This window comes from Maritimibacter alkaliphilus HTCC2654 (genome assembly GCF_000152805.1).
Classification (GTDB): domain Bacteria; phylum Pseudomonadota; class Alphaproteobacteria; order Rhodobacterales; family Rhodobacteraceae; genus Maritimibacter; species Maritimibacter alkaliphilus.
In genome coordinates this window covers 1993270-2014408 of the sequence record NZ_CH902578.1, presented here as the reverse complement: position 1 = coordinate 2014408, position 21139 = coordinate 1993270, and the positions used below count along the sequence as shown (strand labels likewise).

Sequence of the window (21139 nt, the reverse complement as noted above, 5' to 3'; positions counted from 1 at the left end):
TGGAAGCCGATTGGCCCCGCCCCGCCCCCTACAGCACGAAATCCCCCGCCGTGAGCGTGAGCAGCCCGGTGAGGTGGATCTCCGCATCCGCCACCGTATCGCCGTCGGTGTCGAGCGCGATGATGGTGTCGCCGCCCGACTGGCTCAGCGTCAGCGTGCCGCCGAAGGTGAAGGCCTGATCGCCGCCCGTGGTCGTGTCGGCGTCGATGGAGCGCAGGATGATGCGGTCCACCCCGGCCTCGAAATCGTCGATCCGGTCGGCGGCCGCGCCGGTCCCGGTGTCGCCCTCGCGGAACACGAACCGGTCCGCGTCCGCCCCGCCGATCAGGAAATCGCGCCCTCCGCCGCCGATCAGGACGTCGCGCCCCTCGGCCCCGTTCAGGAGCGTGTCGTCGCCGTCGCCGCCGATCAGCCGGTCGTTGCCCTCGAAGCCGAACAGGATGTCCGCGCCGCCGCGCCCGTTCAGGGTGTTGGCCCCGTTGTCGCCGCGCAGCGTGTCGGCGTGGTCCGAGCCCGTCAGGTGCTCGATGCCCGTCAGCGTGTCGCCCGTCGCGTCGCCGCCCGAGGCCGAGCCCGCCGCGAGGCTGATCGTCACCCCCGACCCCGACCCGGTGTAGAGCGCCGTGTCCTCGCCCGCGCCGCCGTCGATGTCGTCGCCCCCTGCGCCGCCGGTGAGCCGGTCGTCGCCGTCGCCGCCGTCGAGGATGTCGTCGTCGGCGCCGCCCTCCAACACGTCGCGCTCGTTGCCGCCGTAAAGCTCGTCTTCACCCGCGTCGCCGCGCAGCTTGTCGCGCCCGCCGAGGCCCGTCAGCACGTCGTCGCCGCCGCGCCCGATGAGCAGGTTGGCGTTCGCGTCGCCCATGAGCGTGTCGCCATGGTCAGAGCCCATCACCCGTTCGATGCCGGTGAGCGTGTCGCCCTGCGCATCGCCGCCCGTGCCGGTGCCCGCGCCGAGATCGACGGTCACCCCCGCCGCGGACTTCTTGTAGACCGCCAGATCCGCGCCCCCGAGGCCGCCGTCGAGGTCATCCGCGCCAGCCCCGCCCTCGAGCCGGTCCGCGCCCTCGCCCCCGTCCAGATCGTCGTCGCCGTCGTCCCCGAAAAGCCAGTCGCGGTCATCCCCGCCTTCGACCATGTCGCCGTCATCGCCACCCCGAACCCAGTCGCGCCCGGCCCCGCCGCGTAAGGTGTCCGAACCCGCGCCACCCAGAACCCGATCGTCGTCATCCCCACCATCGAGCGTGTCGTCCCCATCGCCCCCTTGCAGATCGTCCTCGCCGCCGAGACCGTTCAGGATGTCGTCCAGATGGCCCCCGAGGATCCGCTGGCCGATGTCGGTGCCGGTGCGATCCGCAGACGCCGTGGGCGCCCGGCCGTGGACGATGTAGGCCTTGCCGGCTTGAGCTCCGCCGTCGTCATTTTGATGCGCGCCGACGATCAGGTCGTCGATCCCGTCGCCGTTCACATCGCCGGCAGCCGAGACACTGGTGCCGGCGCGGTCGTCTCCATTGGCTCCTTGAAGTATGAAACCTTCCGAGGCCGAGAGGTCGGAAAGGTCGATATCGGCCCACCCGGTCGCTTTGCCGAAGATCAAATAGGCCTCGCCGGCATTAGGCGCCGTATCATCGCCGTAAGGCGCACCCAAAATGAAATCGTCGAAACCGTCTCCGTTCACGTCGCCCGCGCCTGAGACGCTGTAACCGGCGTTATCGAAATCGGTGGCCCCCAGAATGACGATCCCGTCCGCAGCCGAAAGGCCGGACAGATCGATATTGGCGATGCCACTCGATTTCCCGAAGATGACATAGGCCTCGCCCGCTACGCCTCCGCTCCCGTCGGCGCTCGTGGCTCCGACGATGACATCGGCGAAGCCGTCTCCGTTCACGTCGCCCGCGCCTGAGACGCTGTAACCGGCGAAATCGCCCGCCTCGTCACCCTGAATGATGAACCCGTCCGCCACGGTGAGGCTGGACAAATCGATGTTCGCGATGCCACTCGATTTTCCGAAGATCACATAGGCTTCACCGGCGTTGAATCCGCCGTCGGTGCCCGCGCGCGCCCCGATGATAACATCGTCGATGCCGTCGCCGTTCACATCTCCGGCGCCCGAGACACTGTAACCCGCCTGATCGTCGGTCGCGCCGCCCTGAATGATGAAGCCGTCCGCCAACGTCAGGTTAGACAGATCGACATTCGCGATCCCGCTCGACCTGCCGAAGACGACGTAAGCCTCGCCAGCGGCACTGCCGCCATCATCGCCGCCATTCGCCCCGACGATCACATCGTCGATGCCGTCGCCGTTGACGTCGCCCGCTGCGGACACGCTGACGCCCGCGGCGTCGCCCGCCGCGTCGCCCCGGATGGTGAAACCGTCGGATAGCGCGAGGCTGGACAGGTCGATGTTCGCGGTCCCGCTGGATTTGCCGAAGACCACATAGGCCTCGCCCGCACTGACGCCGCCATTGTCGTTTCGGAAAGCTCCGACGATCACGTCGTCGATGCCGTCGCCATTCACGTCGCCCGCGCCCGAGACGCTGTAGCCCGCCCAGTCGGATGCGGCATCGCCCTGAATTGTGAAGCCGTCAGAAAGGCTTAGTGTGGTCAGGTCAATCTCGGGAATCCCGCCGGCCTTGCCGAAAACGACATAGGCTTCTCCCGACGCCGCGCCCCCGCCGTCGGCATCGAAAGCGCCGACGATCACGTCATCGATCCCGTCGCCGTTTACGTCGCCTGCACCGGAGACGCTCCAACCGGCCAAGTCCGCAGGGCCGCCCTGAATCGAAGACCCGAAGTCCGCGCCCAGTGAACCGAGACCGACCCGCCCACCGAACCCGGTCGCCGAGCCGCCGTAGATGACATAGGCCTCGCCCGCGTCGGTGCCGCCGTCGTCGCCGCCATAGGCGCCCACGATCACGTCGTCGATCCCGTCACCGTTCAGATCACCGGCGCCCGAGACGCTCCAACCTGCCCGGTCGTAAGACATGTCGCCCTGAATGATGAAACCGTCAGCAGCGGTCAGAGAAGACAGGTCGACATTTGAAATCCCGCTCGACTTGCCGAACACGACATAGGCCTCGCCCGCGTCCGTGCCGCCATCGTCGCCGTTTCGAGCCCCGACGATCAGGTCGTCGATCCCGTCGCCGTTTACGTCACCAGCGGAAGAAACGCTAACGCCCGCAAGATCGTTGGCGGCGTCGCCCTGAATCACGAAGCCGTCGGATAGGGTCAGATTCGTCAGATCGATATTGGTGAAGCCGCTCGACCTGCCGAAAATCACATACGCTTCGCCCGCGTTTGTGCCGCCATTGCCGCCACTTTCTGCCCCAACGACAATATCGTCGATGCCGTCGCCATTCACATCACCTGCCGCTGAAACACTGCCTCCTGCGCTATCGAAATCCGTGTCACCCTCAATGACGAAGCCGTCCGCAAGCGTGAGAGCGGACAGGTCGATGTTCGTGAAACCGGTCGATTTGCCGAAGATGACATAAGCCTCGCCAGCGTATGTCCCGCCATTACTGCCCGTCGGCGCGCCGACAATCACATCGTCGATCCCGTCGCCGTTCACGTCGCCCGCAGCCGAGACGCTCCAACCAGCCCGGTCGTTCGCCACATCGCCCTGAACGATGAACCCGTCAGCTGTCGTCAGGCTCGTCAGGTCGATGTTCGCGATCCCGCTCGACTTGCCGAAGATGACATAGGCCTCGCCTGCGTTCGAGCCACCGTCATCGCCAAAGGGTGCGCCGACGATCACGTCGTCGATCCCGTCCCCGTTCACATCGCCAGCATATGACACGCTCCATCCAGCGTAGTCGTTCGACGCGTCGCCCTGAATGATGAACCCGTCCGCGAGCGTCAGGCTCGACAAATCGATGTTCGCGATCCCGCTCGTCTTCCCGAAGATGACATAGGCTTCGCCGGCGTTCGGATCACCGTCGTCGCCATTGGGCGCGCCAACGATCACGTCGTCTACGCCGTCCCCGTTCACATCACCCGCATAGGACACGCTGTAAGCGGCTAGATCGTTTGCCGCATCGCCCTGAATGATGAACCCGTCCGCGAGCGTGAAGCTCGAAAGGTCGATGTTCGTGAAACCGCTGGTCTTACCGAAAACCACATAGGCTTCGCCCGCGAACGAGCCGCCGTTGTCGCCATATCTCGCCCCGACGATCACATCGGCGATCCCGTCGCCGTTCACGTCACCGGCGTTCGAGACACTCCAACCAGCCTGATTGCCGGACACGTCGCCTTGAATGATGAACCCCTGCGCCGAGGTCAGAAAAGTTAGGTCGATAACGCGTGCAGCCATAATGCGGTCCCCCCCGAACCAATGCATTTCCAACTCGAATAGCGGCGCCCGGAATGTTGGGCGCTCAGGTCTGAGTTACTGTTAACAAGCATAGGGAAACGAGCGTGTCCCGCAACTCTGGCGTCGGTCGGCCATCCCGGCTGACGGCGATCGGGGGGACGGGTTGTGCAGGGCCGAAGGCGTAGCGACGCGGGTGCAGGGCTATCAAGCACACGCATCGAAACGCGCGAGAAAACCGCTTCTAGGACTTGGAGGGGGATTTGGTGGAGCCTAGGGGAGTCGAACCCCTGACCTCTTGCATGCCATGCAAGCGCTCTCCCAACTGAGCTAAGGCCCCGATGACGGCTGTGCCGTTCGTTCGCGGTGTTTAGGCGAGGCGGGGATGCGTTTCAAGCGAAAAAGTTGTCCGCGGTGGCTTTTGCGTCGACGCGCCGGTTGGCCCTGCAAAATCTGGGTTTCCCGGGCCTGCGCGGTCGAAAACCGCCCGTCGCGAACGAAAAAGGCCGGGCGCTGCGGCCCGGCCCAGATCCGTCATGTCAGACGATCACTCGTCGTCGTCCGAGGCGACGTCGGCGATGTCGTCCAGCGACACATCGTCGTCTTCGTCGTCTTCGAGAACGTCGTCGCCCAGATCGACATCGTTGTCGTCATCGTCGTCGATCACGTCATCATCGTTGTCGATGAGGTCGTCGCTCTGCGTATCGTCTTTGCGCGAGTTCTTGTCGGCCTTGTCGGCCACCATCGTCCGGGTCTTGCCGGTGTCGATCTCGACCACTTCGCCGGTGTAGGGCGAAACGATCGGGTTGGCGTTCAGGTCATAGAACCGTTTGCCGGTCGTTGGGCAAACGCGCTTGGTGCCCCATTCTTCTTTGGGCATGGATAACCCTTTCCGTCATCGTGTCGTCATGCGAGAATCTGGGTGCAACTGCCATATGTGCAAGAGGGTGTCAAAGCCTTTCAAAACCGCATTGGCGATATGGGCGAGCGGGGGCCGGAAATGGGGCTGAGACGGGCATTGTTCGGTGGGGTGCCGGATGCGGGGCCGGGCGTGATTCGGGTTGCCGGGTCACCCGAGGTCACCGTGCGGTTCAAGCGGTCGTCCCGCGCACGCCGCCTCTCCTTGCGGATTTCGCGGCTCGACGGGCAGGTGACGCTCACGCTGCCGACCCATGTTCCGCGTCGCGAAGCCGAGGCTTTCGTGCATGAGAAAGCCGACTGGATTCGCGGGCATCTTGCCGACCTGCCGGGCGAGCTTCGCCCGATGCCCGGCGATCTGATTCCGTTCGAAGGGCAGATGTGCGAGGTCGTCGCCGTCGCCCGCCGTGGCGTGGCGCAGGTGGGCGGCCGGATCGAAGTGCCTTCGAGCGGGGTCGAGGCGACCCCGGCCCGGCTCGGCGCGTTCCTCAAGGTCGCGGCGCGCGAGCGGCTGGTCGCGGCGTCCGAGCGCCATGCCGCCGCCATCGGGCGCGAGATCGGCAAGGTCACGCTGCGCGACACACGCTCGCGCTGGGGGTCGTGCACCCACGAGGGCAACCTCATGTATTCGTGGCGGCTGGTGATGGCGCCGCCCGACGTGCTCGACTATGTGGCCGCGCATGAGGTGTCGCACATGGTCCATATGGATCACTCCGATGCGTTCTGGCGCCAATGCGCGGACTTGTTCCCGGATCACAAGGCGCAGCGTCGCTGGCTGCGGCAAAAGGGCGGGGCGCTCCACCGCTATCGTTTCCGCGATTGACCAATCCGCAATTTGTGATCACGAATAGGCATGGACCAGCCAGCCCCCACTCCGATCCAGCCGCCCGACCCGAATACCTCGGCGCATGAGCGGGTCTACCGCACTCTGCGTGGCCGCATCATGGCGGGCGAGATGGAGCCGGGGGTGGCCCTGACCCTGCGCGGCATCGGGCGGGAATTCGATGTCTCGATGACCCCTGCGCGCGAAGCGGTGCGGCGTCTTGCGGCCGAGGGTGCCCTGACGCTGTCCTCCTCGGGTCGCGTCACGACGCCCGACCTGTCCCCGGAACGGATCGAGGAACTGGCCGCCCTGCGTGCCCTGCTGGAGCCGGAGCTTGCCGCCCGCGCCCTGCCACGCGCCCACAACGCCCTGATCGAGCGGCTGCGCACGATCAACGGACGGGTGGCCGAGGTCGTGGCGAAGCATGACGTAACGGGATACATCCGTTCGAACCTCGAATTCCATCGCACGCTTTATCTGCGCGCGCAGGCCCCCGCGATGCTTGCGATGGTCGAAACCGTCTGGCTGCAACTCGGGCCGACGATGCGGGCGCTCTATCAGTCCCGCGACCGTTCCGACCTGCAAAAGCACCACCGTTCGATTCTCGCCGCCCTCGCGGCAGGCGACGAGCCGGGGCTGCGGCTGGCGGTGCGGACGGATGTGACGCAAGGGCTGCGGATGCTGGTGGGCTTGTGAAGATTACAAATCTGTAATCGCCCCTGCCGACGGACTGCCGCCGCCCCCACGTTAGGGTCGGACAGGCAAACGAAAGGCAGCGCCATGACCGACACCTCACCGACCCGCCGGCAGCTTCTGGCCGCCTTCGCCGCGTCCCCCATCGTGTTGACCGGCGTCGGCGTCTTTCCGAGAGCCGCGCGGGCGCAGGCGAGTTCGGCGGGCCTCATCGCGCCGAACGTCTGCATGGTGATGCCGGAAACGACCGAGGGGCCTTATTACTTCGACCCCGGCCTCGTGCGCGCCGACATCACCGAGGGTCGGGCCGGCGTGCCGCTCGACATGGCCATACAAGTGGTGGATGCCGCATGCGATCCGATAGCGGACGCGCGGGTGGACATCTGGCATTGCGACGCCGAGGGGAATTACTCCGGTTACGCCCAGAACGCTGGGGGCGACACTGAGGGCGAGACGTTCCTGCGCGGCACCCAGATCAGCGACGCACGCGGCGTGGTCACGTTCCGCACGATCTATCCCGGCTGGTATCCCGGCCGCACGACGCACATCCACTACAAGGTGTTTCTGGATCAGCGCACCGTGCTGACCAGTCAGGTCTTCTTTCCCGATGCGCTGTCGCAGTATTTCTACCAGTCCGTCGAGCCCTACAGCACCCACGGTGCGGATCGCGACGTGATGAACCGCAACGACAGGATCGCCCGCAGCGTGGGCGACGGGGGCTATGCGGCCATCCGTGAGCAGTCCGAGGCTTACGCGGCGCAACTGGTGGTGGGCGTCGACGCCTGAACGGGAAACGGGAGGGCGATGTCCTGCCCCCTTCCGCGCTGTGCCCGAACCGGGCGCAGCAGAAAGGCCGGGGAAATTCCCCGGCCTTTTTCATGGCTGGACCGAATGAAAAGGCCCGGACGATTGCCCGGGCCTTTCCCACTTCACTGTCCAGTAAGGTTTAGCTGGTGAATTCCGGGTAGGCTTCCATACCCAGCTCGGCCTTGTCGAGGCCCATCATCTCGTCCTCTTCGCTGACGCGCAGGCCCATGATGGCCTTGAGGATGAACCAGATGATCGCGGAGACGACGAAGGCGAAGATGCCGACGATGATGATCGAGATGATCTGACCGCCGAAGGTCGCGTCCGAGTTGGTGAAGATCACCGCGATGGTGCCCCAGATACCGGCGAAGAGGTGCACCGGGATGGCGCCGACCACGTCGTCGATCTTCAGCTTGTCGAGCAGCGGCACGGTGAAGACCACGATGACGCCACCGATGGCACCGATGATGGTCGCGGCACCCAGCGACGGGGTGAGCGGTTCAGCGGTGATCGACACGAGACCGGCGAGCGCGCCGTTCAGAACCATCGTCAGGTCGACCTTTTTGTAGACGATCTGGGTCAGGATAAGGGCGGCGATGGCGCCACCGGCAGCGGCCGTGTTGGTGTTCGAGAAGATGCGCGACACGTCGGCCACGTCACCCACGGTGCCCATGGCAAGCTGCGAGCCGCCGTTGAAGCCGAACCAGCCGAGCCACAGGATGAACGTCCCCAGCGTTGCGAGGGTCAGGTTCGAACCCGGGAAGGCCGTCACTTTGCCGTCGACATACTTGCCGAGACGCGGGCCGAGGATCAGCGCACCGGCGAGAGCCGCCCAGCCGCCGACCGAGTGCACGACGGTCGAACCGGCGAAGTCGAGGAAGCCGAACTGGCTGTCGAGGAAACCGCCGCCCCATTTCCAGGAGGCCTGGATCGGGTAGATGAAGCCGGTCAGGATGATCGTGAAGATCAGGAACGGCCACAGTTTGATGCGCTCGGCGAGCGTACCGGACACGATCGAAGCGGTCGTGGCGCAGAACATCAGCTGGAAGAAGAAGTCCGAGCCGGTCGAGGCGTAGCCGTAGTCGTCGGCTGCGTCGCGGCCAACGCCGACAGCTTCCAGTACCGCCACGCCGAAGGCGCCGAGGTAGCCGCCGGTTTCATCGGTGCCGATGGACCAGTTGCCCAGCGGATACATGAGGTTGTAGCCGATGAGGTAGTACATGATCGCCGCGAGCGAGAAGAGCGCGATGTTCTTGGTGAGCTGCATGGTCACGTTCTTGGAGCGAACGAGACCGGCTTCGAGCATCGAGAAGCCGGCAGCCATCCACATGACGAGGAAACCGCCGATGAGGAAAAGCAGCGAGTTGAAGATGAAGATCGAGTCGGACGACGCATCGGTGCCCGCGGCGGGCCCTTCGTCCTGACCGAAGGCGACCATCGGCAGCAGGGTAGCTGCCGCGACGCCAAGCGGAAGAAGTTTCTTGAGTTGCATGTCGTTGTTCCCCTGTTTCCCGCGCTTAAAGCGCGTCCCCGTCGGTTTCGCCGGTCCGCACGCGCAGAGCGCCCGAAACGTCCATGGTGAAGATCTTGCCGTCGCCGATCTTGCCCGTCTGGGCCGTCTTGGCGATGGTTTCGACGACCTGCTCGGCAAGCCCGTCTTCGACGACGATTTCCAGTTTGACCTTCGGCACGAAGTTCACGGCGTATTCCGCACCGCGATAGATTTCCGTGTGGCCAGACTGGGAACCGAAACCCTTGATTTCCGTCACCATCATGCCGCGCACGCCGATGGTGGTCAGCGCCTCGCGGACCTCCTCCAGCTTGAACGGCTTGATCGCTGCAATGATCAGTTTCACGTCATTCCCCTTTTATTTATGCGGGTGTGTCCCCGCGCGAAATCACGCCCTTAGCAAGCGCATGCGGACCCCGGCCAACAAGGAATCCACGGGGTCCATGTGCCCGCATTGTGGGCAACTGCACAAATTTTAGTCAATAACCACGCGCCGTGTGCAAGAATTGAGCGCACAAGAAAGCAGCATTTAAGCGGACTCCCGCCATAGCCCTCGCAAACGGTCCGGCGAGTCGTTACCTTGGGCCGAAAAGAGCAGCTGAGACAGCGGACACATGGCACAGAACGGAAATCGGCGCCCGCCGCTCGTCGCGGACAAGCGCTATGCAAAGCCGCAGAAAACAAGGAAAAAACCGACCAAGGGTCCGTCGGGGAAACCGCCGCGCAAGACGCGGAAATCGGCCAAGCGCAAACCCCGTCGCAACTTGCCCCTGATCCTCGCGTTGCCCATCGGTCTGGTCCGTTGGGTTTTCCGTATCGTCTTCCGCCTTGGATTCGTGACCGCGATCATCGCCGTGCTCGGGCTCGGCGCGGCCGTCTGGTATACCTCGACGACGATCCCGCCGCTCAATCAGCTCGTGGACGGGCGCGCCAAGGGGTCGGTCACCATGCTCGACCGTTACGGCAACACCTATGCGTGGCGCGGCAACCAGTTCGGCGGGCTCGTCACGGCCGAAACCGTCAGCCCGCATCTCAAGAATGCTGTGGTCGCGACCGAGGATCGGCGGTTCTATCGCCACTTCGGCGTCAGCCCGCGCGGGATCGCCAGCGCGATCCGCATCAACATGGCCGAGGGGCGCGGCCCGCTCGAAGGTCATGGCGGCTCGACCATCACGCAGCAGACCGCGAAATTGCTGTGCCTCGGCACGCCCTACGATTCCTCGTCCGGCATGACCGAAGCGGAATACGAGGCCGATTGCCGCCGCTCGTCGCTTGCCCGCAAGGCCAAAGAGGCGATCTACGCGATGGCGCTGGAGTTGAAATTCTCCAAGGACGACATCCTCACGATCTACCTGAACCGGGCCTATTTCGGCGGTGGCTCCTACGGGGCCGAGGCCGCGGCGGGACGCTATTACGGCATTTCCTCCGCCGAACTCAGCCCGGCGGAAAGCGCGACGCTCGCAGGTCTGCTCACCGCGCCTTCGACCTATTCGCCAACCAGCAGCATGGATCGCAGCTGGGCCCGTGCCCTGACCGTGCTCAAGCTGATGGAGCAGCAGGGTTACCTTTCCGAAGCAGATGCGGAATATTCCCGCGCCAATCCCGCACAACTGTCGGAAGCGGCCGAGCGCAAGGCGGGCGGGTATTTCGCGGATTGGGTCATGGGCGAGGGGCCGAGCTTCCTGACCCGCGACACGACCGAGGACGTCATCATCAAGACGACCTTCGACCAGAAGATCCAGACCGCCGCCGAAGAGGCGCTGGCCCATATCTTCGAAACCAAGGTGTCCGAAGGGTCCGAAGCGCAGGCCGCGATCGTGGTGATGAGCGCGGACGGCGCGGTCCGCGCGATGGTCGGCGGGCGCAAGACCAAGGTGTCGGGCGCCTTCAACCGCGCGACGCAGGCGATGCGCCAGACCGGCTCGGCCTTCAAGCCGTTCATCTACGCCGCCGCGCTCGACCTCGGCTGGTCCTATGCCGACGTGATCGTGGACGAGCCGATCACCATCAACGTCCCCGGCTCCGGCCCGTGGTCGCCGCAGAACTACACCCGGAAATACTACGGCCCCGTCACCCTGACGACGGCGCTTCAGAACTCGCTCAACATCCCGGCGGTGAAACTGTCCGAGGACGTGGGGCGCGAAAACGTGCGGACGGTCGCGAGCTATTTCGGCATCGAGAGCGATCTGGCCGCCGGCCCCGCGCTGGCGCTGGGGGTGTCCGAGACGACGCTTCTCCAGATGACCGGCGCTTTCGCGGGCATCCTGAACGGCGGTTCTGCGGTTGTGCCCTACGGCCTGACGGAACTGTCGCTTCTTGGTGAATCCCAGCCGCTGATGGAGCAGGAGGGCGGGATCGGCAAACGCGTGATCCAGACCGCTGCGAACGAACAACTCGTCTACATGATGAATCAGGTGATCGAAGCCGGGTCCGGCCAGCGCGCCAAGCTGTCCGACCGCGAGGCTGCGGGCAAGACCGGCACCACCCAATCGGCCCGCGATGCGTGGTTCGTGGGGTTCACGGCGGATTACGTGGCCGGTGTCTGGATGGGCTATGACGACAACACGCCGCTCAAGGGCGTGACCGGCGGCGGGCTTCCGGCCGAAATCTGGAAAGAGGTGATGGAACGGGTCCATGCCGACCTGCCGCCCCGTCCGCTTCCGATGATCCGGCCCGAGGTGGCCCCGGTCGTCGTTCAGGACACACCCGCCGAGACGTTCAACCCCGGAAACATCTTCAACGGCGGCAACAACAACAACCGTCCGCGCGAAGACAGCCTGATCGGTGTCATCCAGAACATACTCGGGATCAATTGAGCCAATCCGTCCAATTTGCCGATGACGGGAATGACCGTGCGCGTTAACCAGTTATTGGGGAGCGCCCGCCTATTCTCGGGTTGCAAGGTGATGAGGGCACATGAGCCTCGATACGACAGTTTCCGGACGCACTGAACTCCGCGCGGTCCTTCGTGAGAACAGGGGCCTGTTCTGGGCCGTCGGCATCTTCTCGGTCTTCATGAACGTGCTGATGCTGACCGGCCCGCTTTACATGCTTCAGGTCTATGACCGCGTTCTGGGCAGCCGGTCCGAAGAAACGCTGATCGCGTTGACGATCCTGATGGCGTTCCTGTTCGCGATGATGGGCATTCTCGATTTCGTCAGGGGCCGGGTGTTGGCCCGGATCGGGGCCAAGTTTCAGGCCAAGCTCGATCACCGGGTGTTCACGGCGGTTCTGGACTACGACTCGCGCACGAACCGCAAGTCGGGCAATAGCGAGAACGGGTTGAAAGAACTCGAAGCGATCCGGCGGCTCCTGTCGTCGCCGGTGTTCGGCGCGCTGTTCGACCTGCCGTTCACCCCGGTCTTTTTGGCGGGTATCCTTCTGTTCCACCCGTATCTGGGCATTCTCGCGCTCGTCGGGGGTGGGGTGCTGGTCACCATCGCGATCCTGAACCAGATATCGACCTCCGCCCCCGCGCGGCAGGCGAATGCCGCGACCATGCAGTCGGACAATGTGGCCGAACAACTGCGCGGCGAGGCCGAGATGGTGCGCGCGCTGGGCATGTCCGACGCCGCGTTCAGCCGTTGGTATCGCCAGCGCCACGCGGCCCTCGCCGATGCGATCCTGTCCGCCGACCGTTCGGGCGCCTATACCTCGCTCTCCAAGACCCTGCGCCTGCTCTTGCAGTCGGCCATGCTGGGCCTTGGCGCCTATCTGGTGCTCGAAGGGCATGTGACGCCGGGCGTCATGATCGCGGCCTCGATCCTGCTAGGTCGCGCTCTGGCCCCCGTCGACCTTCTGATCGGCCAATGGCAGATCGTTCAGGCCGGGCGCCGCGCCTGGCGCACCCTGTCGGCGCTGTTGTCCGAAGTGGCGCGCCCGGGTCCGCGAACCGCCTTGCCGCGCCCCCGAGCGGTGCTGACCGCCGAAAACCTGACGGTCGTGCCGCCGGGTACGACGCAGGCCTCGCTCCGCATGGTGAATTTCGACGTCCAGCCGGGCGAGGCGCTGGGCGTCATCGGACCGTCCGGGGCAGGCAAGTCGACGCTGGCACGCGCGATCACCGGGGTCTGGAACCCGGCGGGCGGGCGCCTGCGCCTGGATGGCGCATCGCTCGACCAGTTCGACACGGCGACCTTGGGGCAGCACATCGGTTACCTGCCGCAACGTGTCCGCCTGTTCGACGGAACGATCGCCGAGAATATCGCGGGCCTGTCGTTGACGCCGGACGATGCCAAGGTCGTCGAGGCGGCGAAAAAGGCGGCGGCCCACAACCTGATCCTGCGTCTGCCCGATGGCTACGACACGCCGGTGAAAGGGGCGGGCGGTCTGCTGTCCGGTGGACAATTGCAGCGGATCGGTCTGGCGCGCGCGCTTTACGGCGATCCGGTCGTGCTGGTGCTGGACGAGCCCAACGCCAACCTCGACAACGAGGGGAGCGAGGCGCTCAATCAGGCCGTGCGCGCGGTCAAGAGCGAAGGCGGTGCCGTGCTCATCATGGCGCACCGCCCATCGGCCATTCAGGAGTGCGAGAAACTTCTGGTCCTCGACGACGGTATGCCGCGCGCCTTCGGGCCGCGTGACGAAGTGCTGCGGCGCACGGTGCAGAATGCCGCCCAGATCGAGGACAGCGCGGCGCAGCGCAAAGGCGGAGGAGTCGCCTGATGGCACGCAACCTGACCGACCCGAAACCGACCAAACTCGCCAAGGTCGAACCTGCACAGTCCGCCCAGCCCGGCTGGGGGGACGACGTGGCCCGCGCATGGTCGGCCCGCACACACATGGTCGTCGGACTGCTCGCACTTCTGATCCTCGTGGGCGGCTTCGGGACATGGTCCGTGACCACCGATATTTCCGGCGCGATCATCGCGCCCGGCGGGATCGAGAGCGAACAGAACCGTCAGGTCGTCCAACACCCCGACGGCGGCGTGATCCAGTCCATCGAGGTCAAGGAGGGCGATATCGTCGAGGCGGGCGACATTCTGGTCCGGCTCGACCCCGAAGAGCTTCAGTCCGAACTCACCATCGTCCAGAACCAGTTGTTCGAACTTGTCGCGCGCCGAGGGCGGCTCGAGGCCGAACGCGACGGGACCGACGAGATCACATTCGACGACCTGATCGTCGAAGAGGCGCGGGTGCATCCCGACGCGCAGGAATTCATGGACGGTCAGCAAAGGCTTTTCGACCAGCGCCGCGAAAGCCTCGCCTCCGAGACCGAGCAGTTGCGCAAGCGCATGTCGCAGATTTCCAGCCAGAACGAAGGGATCGCCGCGCAGCAGGCGGCTCTCGAAACGCAACTCCGGCTGATTTCCGAAGAACTGGTCAACAAACGCTCGCTGCTCGAACGGAACCTCGTCCAGTCTTCGGTCGTGCTTGCGCTGGAACGCGACAAGGCCGCGCTCGAAGGGCAGAGCGGCGAACTTACCGCCGCCATCGCCCAGAACGAAGGGCGCATCACCGAGATCGAGATCGAGATTCTGAAACTGGGTCAGGCCCGGCGCGAACAGGCGATCGAGAACCTGCGCGACCTCGGTTATCAGGAGCTGGAACTGGCCGAACGACGCCGCGCCCTGATTGCCCAACTCGGTCGCCTCGACATTCGCGCACCGCTTTCGGGAGCCATCCATGCGATGCAGGTCTTCGCCGAACGCGAGGTGATCCGCTCGGCCCAGCCGCTGCTGTACATCGTGCCGCAGGATCAGGCGCTCGTTATCGGGGCGCAGGTCGACCCGATCCACATCGACGAAATCCACGTCGGGCAGGAGGTGACCCTGCGACTGGCCGCGTTTGACCGCCGCAACACGCCGGAACTGATCGGGCGGGTGATGACGATCTCGGCCGACGCGCTGACCGACGAGAACACCGGGCGCAGCTTCTACCGGGTGCGCATCGCGCTGGAGGATGGCGAGGTCGAGAAGCTGCCGGAGGGCACCGTGCTGGTGCCCGGTATGCCTGTGGAAAGCTACCTGCGCACGGCGGACCGCAGCCCGCTCGCCTATCTCGTCAAACCGCTGGCGGATTACTTCAACAAGGCGTTCCGCGAAAGCTGACCCTTCCACCCGGTCCCACCCCGCGCTAGCGTGCCGCCAACCAAGGAGGCCCGCATGAGCACTTACGAATCCCGACTGTCCGATCTCGGCGTCACCCTGCCCGACGCCCCGGCGCCCGCGGCGAATTACGTTCCGTGGCACGTCGTGGGCGACATCGTCTATGTCTCGGGCCAGGTTTCGATGCAGGACGGCACGCTCGTCACCGGCAAGCTGGGCGCGGACATGGCGACCGAAGACGGCGCGGCGGCGGCGCGCCTGTGTGCAATCAGCCTGCTCGCGCAGGTCAAGGCGGCCTGCGGCGGCGATCTGGATCGTCTGGTGCAGGTCGTCAAACTGACCGGGTTCGTCAATTCGACGCCGGATTTCGGCGACCAGCCCAAGGTCGTGAACGGCGCCTCCGACTTCCTAGTCGAAGCTCTGGGCGACGCCGGTCGTCACACCCGTTCGGCGGTGTCGGCGGCCTCACTCCCGTTCGGCTGCGCGGTCGAGATCGAAGGCATCTTCCGCATCAAATGACCGCGCTTCCCGACGTCTTCCTGCGCGCGCCACTGGCCCACCGCGCTTATCATGACGTGTCGGCGGGCCGCCCCGAAAACTCCCGCGCCGCGATCCGTGCCGCGGTCGCGGCGGGCTACGGCATCGAATGCGATGTGCAACTCAGCAGCGATGGCGTCGCGATGGTGTTTCACGACTACGACCTCGGTCGGCTGACGGCGCAAAAAGGCCCCGTGGCGCAACAGACGGCGCGTGCGCTGGGCGCGATCCCGTTGCTCGGCGCGGACGACGGCATTCCGACCCTTGCGGAGGTGCTGGGCATCGTGGCCGGTCAGGTGCCGCTTCTCATCGAGATCAAGGATCAGGACGGCGCGATGGGGGCCAACATCGGCCCTCTGGAGGCCGCGGTGGCCGGTGCGCTCGCAGGATACACGGGGCCGGTCGCCGTGATGTCGTTCAATCCCCATTCCGTCAGCGAAATGGCCCGGCTGGCGCCGGAGACCCCGCGCGGCCTGACCACCTGTGCCTATGACGCCGACGATTGGCCGCTTCTGAACGCCACGGTGCGCACGCTTCTTGCCCGTATCCCGGATTACGACCACGTCGGGGCATCGTTCATCAGCCATGATGCCCGCGATCTGACCTCGGGTGTGGTGGCCGATCTGAAGGCGAAGGGCACGCCCGTGCTGTGCTGGACGATCCGCTCGCCCGAGGCCGAGACAAAAGCGCGTGAGGTCGCCGATAACGTGACCTTCGAGGGCTACGCCGCCGCGCTCCCCGCTTGACCCTTACCGCACCGCCGCGTCACATCGGCCCATGGATCAACGCGCCATCGAAATCCGCACGCATGACAGTATCGACGCGATCGACCCGGCCGACTGGGATGCCTGCGCCTGTCCCGAAGGCAGCCTGCGGCCCGACGACCCGTTCACGACCCACCGCTTCCTCGCCGCGCTGGAGCGGTCCGGGTCTGTCGGACCCGGCACCGGCTGGCAACCGCTCTACCTGACCGCCCATGACGAGGCGGGAATGATCGGTGCCGCGCCGATGTATGCCAAGTCGCACAGCCAGGGCGAATACGTGTTCGATCACAGCTGGGCTCATGCCTATGAGCGGGCGGGGGGCCGCTATTACCCGAAGCTTCAGGTCGCGGTGCCGTTCACGCCCGCGACGGGGCGGCGCTTTCTGGTCAAGCCGGGGGCCGAGGCCGAAGCCACGGCGGCGCTGGTTCAGGGCGGGGTGCAGGTCGCGGCGGACAACGAGATATCCTCGCTCAACGTCACCTTCTGCACCGAGGCCGAGGCCATCGCGGGCAAAGCGATGGGGCTGATCCACAGGACGCACAGCCAGTATCATTGGTTCAACGACGATTTCACCGACTTCGACGCGTTCCTCGAAACGCTGTCATCGCGCAAGCGCAAGGCGATCCGAAAGGACCGGCGCACGGCGCAGGAGTTCGGGGGCGAGATCGTGGCGCTGACCGGCGACGCTCTGAAACCCGAGCACTGGGACGCGTTCTGGGTGTTCTATCAGGACACCGGGATGCGCAAATGGGGCTCGCCCTACCTGACGCGGGCCTTCTTCGACGACGTGCAGGCGACCATGCGCGACGACGTGTTGCTGGTGTTCGCCATGCGGGGCGGGCACCCCGTCGCGGGCGCATTGAATTTCATCGGGCGCGACGTGCTTTATGGCCGCTACTGGGGCTGCACCGAGCACCATCCGAGTCTGCACTTCGAACTCTGTTATTATCAAGCCATCGACTATGCCATCGCACACGGGCTGGGCCGGGTCGAAGCGGGCGCGCAGGGCGACCACAAGCTCGCCCGCGGCTATCGCCCCGTGACGACCCATTCGCTGCACTGGATCGGTGACCCCGGGTTCCGGCGCGCGGTCGCGGAGTTCTGCGAACAGGAAGCGCGCGCGGTGGACGAGGATATCGAGATCCTGACCTCGATGGGACCGTTCAAGCGCGGTTGACGCGGCGCGGTCCGGCCCCCACATTCGAAATAACGAATATGGAGGACCGAATGGCCTATACCCTCGACCGCACCATCACCGATGCCGATTTCGAAACCGTCGATGCCCGCACCCGCAAGGCGCTGGGTGACGCGGGCTTCGGCGTGCTGACCGAAATCGACGTGAAAGCGACGATGAAGAAGAAGATCGACAAGGATATGGACGGCTACCGCATCCTCGGCGCCTGCAACCCGAACATGGCCTGGGAGGCGATCGGGATGGAGCCGAAAGTGGGCGCGATGCTGCCCTGCAACGTGATCCTGCGCGAGGTGGACGGCGGCGTCGAAGTGTCGGCGGTCGATCCCGTCGCTTCGATGTCCGGCATCGACAACGCGGACCTCAAGGGTGTCGCAGGTCAGGTGCGCGACATGCTTCTGGGCGTGATCGCGGCGATCTGAGGAAATGGTGCGGCGCAAGCGCCGCGCATGATTTGCGCTGTCCCACCTTGCGGTAGGACAGCGCGGTGTGCGAGAGGGCCAGCCCTCTCGCGCTCTCCCGAGATATTTGAGACCGGAAAAAGGTCAGATGGCTTCGACCATCGCTTCGCCGCCCGACATATCGCAGACGCCGGGGTTTTCCTCGGCCTGAAAGACCTTCACCACCCCGTTGTCCGCCATCAGCGCGTAGCGTTTGGACCGGGCGATGAGACCCACGGGCGGGGCGTCGAACCTGAGGCCCATCGCTTCGGTCAATTTGCACTCCGCGTCGCCCAGCATGGTGATGCCGGCGTCGTTGGCGCCGGTCGATGCACCCCAGGCCCCCATCACGAAGGGATCGTTGACGGAGACGCAGACAACCTCGTCCACGCCCTTGTTCTTGAGCGCGTCCATGTTGCGGATGAAGCTGGGCACATGCGCCGTGGTGCATGTGCCGGTAAAGGCGCCGGGCAGGCCGAAGATCACCACCTTGCGTCCCGAGGTCAGGGCGGAAAGCTCGACCGGTTCCGGTCCCTTTTCCCCGAGTTTCATCAAAGTGGCCTCGGGTAGCGTGTCACCCACTGCAATCGTCATAACGTCCTCCTGTTCGCGTTGCCATTTGATTACGGCTGGCGATATGGTCCGGACCAAAGTGGGAGAGGCAAGTAAAAATGTCGGATATCGTCGTAATCGGGGCCGGGCAGGCCGGGGCAGCACTGGTGGCCAAGCTGCGGCACCTGAAATTCGAGGGCAGCATCACCCTGATCGGGGAAGAGCCTGTGCCGCCCTACCAGCGCCCGCCCCTGTCCAAGGCATATCTTCTGGGCGAGATGGAGCTGTCGCGGCTCTACCTCCGGCCCGAAAGCTTCTACCCCGAGCACGACATCGACCTGAAGACCGGCACGCGGGTCGAGCGGATCGATCCCGTCGCCAAGACGGTGACCTTTGAGAATGGCGAAACGCTGGGCTACGGCCAGCTTGCGTTGACCACCGGATCGCTGCCCAACCGGCTGCCGGCGGCCATCGGTGGCGATCTGGGCGGTGTCTATACCGTGCGCACGCTCGCGGATGTGGATGCCATGGCGCATGAATTCGCCGAGGGGCGTCGCGTGCTGGTGATCGGCGGCGGCTACATCGGGCTCGAGGCTGCTGCGGTCGCCGCCAAGAAAGGGATGCAGGTGACCATCGTCGAAATGGCGCAACGCATTCTGCAACGTGTGGCGGCCCCCGAGACGTCGGAATATTTCCGTGCGCTGCACAAGGCGCACGGCGCGACCATTCTCGAAGAGGTCGGCTTGTCGAAGCTGACGGGCGAGGGGCATGTCTCTGGCGCCGAACTCACCGACGGCTCGACCATCGATGTGGATTTTGTGGTTGTCGGCGTGGGGATCAAGCCGGACGTGGCCCTGGCCGATGCCGCCGGGCTTGCCATTGACAACGGGATCAAGACCGATGCGCAGGGGCGCACGTCGGACACGTCGATCTTTGCCGCGGGCGATTGCGCCTCGTTTCCCTACAAGGGCGAGCGTATCCGGCTCGAAAGCGTTGGCAACGCCATCGATCAGGCGGAAGTGGTGGCCCAGAACATGCTGGGCGCGGGCAAGGATTACATCGCGAAGCCGTGGTTCTGGTCGGACCAGTACGACACCAAGCTTCAGATCGCCGGGCTGAACACCGGGTATGACCGGGTCGTCACCCGCGATGACGGGACCGAGGACGGCAAGACCTCGGTCAGTTACTGGTATTACGCGGGCGAGACGCTGGTCGCGGTCGATGCGATGAACGACCCGCGCGCCTATATGGTCGGCAAGCGCCTGATCGAAGGCGGCAAGAGCCCTGACCCGGAGGCCGTGGGCAACCCCGAGACCGACCTCAAGGCGCTTCTCAAGGCGTGAGGATCATCGCGGGGCAGCATCGCGGGCTGGCGCTGGCCAGTGTCGGCAAGGGCGATGCCGCCGCGCATCTGCGCCCCACGACCGACCGTGTGCGAGAGAGCCTGTTTTCGATGCTGACCGGCGGGCGCTTCGGCGATCCGGTGACGGATGCGGTGGTGCTCGACCTGTTCGCGGGCACCGGCGCGCTGGGGTTGGAGGCGCTGTCGCGTGGCGCCGCGCAGGTCACCTTCGTCGATGACGGGCGCGTGGCGCAGAAGCTGATCCGCGAGAACATCGCCAAATGCCGGGCCGAGGGGCAGGCGAGGCTGGTCGCACGCAACGCCACGCGGCTCGCCCCCGCGACCGAGACGCCCGCGACGTTGGTGTTCCTCGACCCGCCCTATGGCAAGGGGCTGGGGGACAAGGCGCTTTCCGCCGCGATGGAGGGCGGCTGGATCGCGCCGGGGGCCTGCGTGGTGTGGGAGGAAAGCGGGCCGGTCACGCCGCCCGCCGGCGTGCAACTCATCGACAGCCGCCGGTACGGCGACACGACCATCAGCATCTGCACGGTGGCGGAATGACACGCCCGGCTGCCGTCCTCTTCGACTGCGATGGGGTTCTCGTCGACAGTGAGCCAGCGGGATTCGACCTGCTGGAAGCGGAATTCGCCGCCCACGGCCTACCGCTCGACCGGGATGAGATGGAGCGGCTGTTCGTCGGCTCCACCATCGCGGCGCTGGCGGATGAGGCGCGGCGGATGGGTGCGGGGTTTCCGCCCGATTGGGTCGATGGGTTCTACGAGAAACTCTATGTCCGGCTGGCCGAGGGCACGGCGCTGTTTCCCGGCGTCGGTGATCTGCTCGACCGGCTGGATGCGGCGGGCATCCCCTATGCGGTCGGTTCGAACGGGACCACGCGCAAGATGCGCACGACGCTGGGCCAGCATCCCGGCGTCTGGGCGCGGCTGAAGGATCATCTGTATTCGGGGCAGGAGATCGGTGCGCCCAAACCCGCGCCCGATCTTTACCTCATGGCCGCCGAGGCTCTGGGCGTCGCGCCCGAGGGCTGCGTCGTGATCGACGATAGCGCCACGGGGTGCCGGGGCGGGCTGGCCGCAGGAATGCGCGTGATCGGTTTCGCGCCGGGCCACGTGCCGGACTCGCTCGCCGCACTCGGGGTCGAGATCGCGACGAGCATGGCGGATGTGGGGCGGCGTCTGGGCCTTTGA

The 21139-nt window shown here is 65.4% G+C and carries 18 protein-coding genes and 1 tRNA gene; 13 read left to right on the top strand and 6 right to left on the bottom strand.

Annotation, left to right across the window (positions count from 1 at the left end):
• Positions 1–28: 28 nt before the first annotated feature.
• The 3 genes from RB2654_RS22415 to RB2654_RS10850 all read right to left on the bottom strand — a co-directional run bounded on the left by RB2654_RS22415 (position 29) and on the right by RB2654_RS10850 (position 5186).
• Positions 29–4309: a beta strand repeat-containing protein gene (locus tag RB2654_RS22415; protein ID WP_050771956.1), complete on the bottom strand. Its 4281-nt coding sequence runs from the start codon at positions 4307–4309 to the stop codon at positions 29–31.
• A gap of 261 nt (positions 4310–4570) precedes the next feature.
• Positions 4571–4646: transfer RNA gene (locus tag RB2654_RS10855), tRNA-Ala, on the bottom strand.
• Positions 4647–4853: 207 nt separating this feature from the next.
• Positions 4854–5186: a TIGR02300 family protein gene (locus RB2654_RS10850; protein WP_008331371.1), complete on the bottom strand. Its 333-nt coding sequence runs from the start codon at positions 5184–5186 to the stop codon at positions 4854–4856.
• A gap of 120 nt (positions 5187–5306) precedes the next feature.
• Here RB2654_RS10850 and RB2654_RS10845 point away from each other — a divergent pair, with 120 nt between their 5' ends.
• The 3 genes from RB2654_RS10845 (at position 5307) to RB2654_RS10835 (ending at position 7526) form a co-directional block, all read left to right on the top strand.
• Complete coding sequence (locus tag RB2654_RS10845; protein WP_050772035.1) at positions 5307–6047, top strand: M48 family metallopeptidase; 741 nt, start codon at positions 5307–5309, stop codon at positions 6045–6047.
• Positions 6048–6077: 30 nt separating this feature from the next.
• The gene (locus RB2654_RS10840; protein ID WP_008331367.1) at positions 6078–6743 is read left to right on the top strand and encodes a GntR family transcriptional regulator; all 666 of its coding nucleotides are present in this window, start codon (positions 6078–6080) and stop codon (positions 6741–6743) included.
• 84 nt (positions 6744–6827) lie between these two features.
• Positions 6828–7526 carry an intradiol ring-cleavage dioxygenase gene (locus tag RB2654_RS10835; protein ID WP_008331365.1) on the top strand — a complete coding sequence of 233 codons (699 nt, stop codon included), beginning with the start codon at positions 6828–6830 and terminating at the stop codon, positions 7524–7526.
• Between the two features lie 160 nt (positions 7527–7686).
• Here RB2654_RS10835 and RB2654_RS10830 read toward each other — a convergent pair whose 3' ends face one another.
• Together RB2654_RS10830 and RB2654_RS10825 are read right to left on the bottom strand one after the other, a co-directional pair.
• Positions 7687–9039, bottom strand: coding sequence for an ammonium transporter (locus RB2654_RS10830; protein ID WP_008331362.1), 1353 nt, complete (start codon positions 9037–9039; stop codon positions 7687–7689).
• Between the two features lie 25 nt (positions 9040–9064).
• The gene (locus tag RB2654_RS10825; protein WP_008331361.1) at positions 9065–9403 is read right to left on the bottom strand and encodes a P-II family nitrogen regulator; all 339 of its coding nucleotides are present in this window, start codon (positions 9401–9403) and stop codon (positions 9065–9067) included.
• A 268-nt stretch (positions 9404–9671) separates the two neighbouring features.
• Between RB2654_RS10825 and RB2654_RS10820 the strand changes: the two genes are divergently transcribed.
• The 7 genes from RB2654_RS10820 (at position 9672) to RB2654_RS10790 (ending at position 18019) form a co-directional block, all read left to right on the top strand.
• On the top strand, positions 9672–11873 hold the full coding sequence (locus RB2654_RS10820) for a transglycosylase domain-containing protein (RefSeq protein WP_008331359.1): 2202 nt from the start codon (positions 9672–9674) through the stop codon (positions 11871–11873).
• A 100-nt stretch (positions 11874–11973) separates the two neighbouring features.
• Positions 11974–13722, top strand: coding sequence for a type I secretion system permease/ATPase (locus RB2654_RS10815; RefSeq protein WP_008331357.1), 1749 nt, complete (start codon positions 11974–11976; stop codon positions 13720–13722).
• Positions 13722–15107 carry an HlyD family type I secretion periplasmic adaptor subunit gene (locus tag RB2654_RS10810; RefSeq protein ID WP_008331355.1) on the top strand — a complete coding sequence of 462 codons (1386 nt, stop codon included), beginning with the start codon at positions 13722–13724 and terminating at the stop codon, positions 15105–15107. The genes RB2654_RS10815 and RB2654_RS10810 overlap by 1 nt, the downstream gene beginning before the upstream one ends.
• Before the next feature lie 54 nt (positions 15108–15161).
• Entirely contained in the window at positions 15162–15623 is a 462-nt protein-coding gene (locus tag RB2654_RS10805; protein ID WP_008331353.1) for a RidA family protein, read from the top strand.
• Positions 15620–16387, top strand: a complete 768-nt coding sequence (locus tag RB2654_RS10800) for a glycerophosphodiester phosphodiesterase family protein (protein WP_008331351.1) — start codon at positions 15620–15622, stop codon at positions 16385–16387. Before RB2654_RS10805 ends, RB2654_RS10800 begins: the two co-directional genes overlap by 4 nt.
• Positions 16388–16418: 31 nt before the next feature.
• The gene (locus RB2654_RS10795) at positions 16419–17582 is read left to right on the top strand and encodes a GNAT family N-acetyltransferase (protein WP_008331349.1); all 1164 of its coding nucleotides are present in this window, start codon (positions 16419–16421) and stop codon (positions 17580–17582) included.
• A gap of 50 nt (positions 17583–17632) precedes the next feature.
• A complete protein-coding gene (locus tag RB2654_RS10790) occupies positions 17633–18019 on the top strand; it encodes a DUF302 domain-containing protein (protein ID WP_008331347.1) in 387 nt (128 codons plus the stop codon).
• A gap of 123 nt (positions 18020–18142) precedes the next feature.
• Here RB2654_RS10790 and RB2654_RS10785 read toward each other — a convergent pair whose 3' ends face one another.
• Entirely contained in the window at positions 18143–18631 is a 489-nt protein-coding gene (locus RB2654_RS10785; protein ID WP_040884726.1) for a peroxiredoxin, read from the bottom strand.
• Between the two features lie 77 nt (positions 18632–18708).
• Between RB2654_RS10785 and RB2654_RS10780 the strand changes: the two genes are divergently transcribed.
• From RB2654_RS10780 to RB2654_RS10770, 3 genes are read left to right on the top strand one after another with little or no spacing between them, the layout of a single operon-like run.
• Entirely contained in the window at positions 18709–19932 is a 1224-nt protein-coding gene (locus tag RB2654_RS10780) for an NAD(P)/FAD-dependent oxidoreductase (RefSeq protein WP_008331345.1), read from the top strand.
• Complete coding sequence (gene rsmD, locus RB2654_RS10775; RefSeq protein ID WP_008331344.1) at positions 19929–20492, top strand: 16S rRNA (guanine(966)-N(2))-methyltransferase RsmD; 564 nt, start codon at positions 19929–19931, stop codon at positions 20490–20492. The genes RB2654_RS10780 and rsmD overlap by 4 nt, the downstream gene beginning before the upstream one ends.
• Entirely contained in the window at positions 20489–21139 is a 651-nt protein-coding gene (locus tag RB2654_RS10770; protein ID WP_008331343.1) for an HAD family hydrolase, read from the top strand. The genes rsmD and RB2654_RS10770 overlap by 4 nt, the downstream gene beginning before the upstream one ends.